1 protein-coding gene is annotated in these 826 nt (G+C 42.0%); it reads right to left on the minus strand.

Going from position 1 to position 826, the window contains the following annotated elements; all coding sequences use genetic code 11:
• On the minus strand, positions 1-731 hold a 731-nt coding region (locus FEZ33_RS12245; RefSeq protein WP_138405620.1), incomplete at its 3' end, for an IS30 family transposase.
• Positions 732-826: the final 95 nt, after the last annotated feature.

The following is an 826-nucleotide window of genomic DNA, read 5'->3' on the forward strand; positions in this document are numbered from 1 at the left end:
AAATAAATATCAATGTCATGTTGATTACTTAATGCTTTCCAATTGGAAAATTCCTTACCACAATCAAACGTCATCGACTTAAAGAAATGTCGAGGAATCGATTCCAGCCATTGGTTCATCCTCTGTTCAATGTCACTGGCTTTGCGGCCATCCGGTTTCAAAGTGATGATGATTTTGGAAAGACGCTCTACTAGCGTGATAACAGCACTCTTGTGGTGAACACCCACAATGGTATCTCCTTCGAGATGACCGAATTCTTCGGTGAACGCTGGATAGTCTACCTCTCTTTCCACGATATTTCGCTTGAAGGCTTGTTTTCCGCGACGTTCTTGATGCCCATTTGGCTTACGTTTTCCTTTCATGGGTAAGGTTTTTTCATCGAACACCTTTTCCTTGAAACGCCGATAAAGCGTCCGCATGGAACAGTCAATGGGTTTTTCTTTACGCCCGATAATGACATCGGGTGTCCAGCCCTGTGAAACTTTTTCTTTAATGTAGACTTGTTGGTCTGCAGGAAGGACACACTTACGTCTACCACACCGTTGTTTGTTTTTCTTATATTGTTGGTAATACTCAATGGCGGTATGGCCCTCTTTTAAGAAGTTGATGACGTTATAAATGGGTGTTCTAGAACGTTTTAAACGACTGGCAATGGTCGAGACCGGAATATGTTGGTGGTAATATGATTCTATCATCACCAGTTCATCCGTGGTAAGATGGGTGTAGGTCATTTGTGGTCACTCCTTTGTATTCTTTGGTCGGAATTACAAGTTGAGTGTACCACAAATGGCTGTTTTAGTTGTCTAGCTTAATTTTACAATCGGCG

This window comes from Ruoffia tabacinasalis (assembly GCF_005864045.1).
GTDB classification, from domain to species: Bacteria; Bacillota; Bacilli; order Lactobacillales; family Aerococcaceae; genus Ruoffia; species Ruoffia tabacinasalis.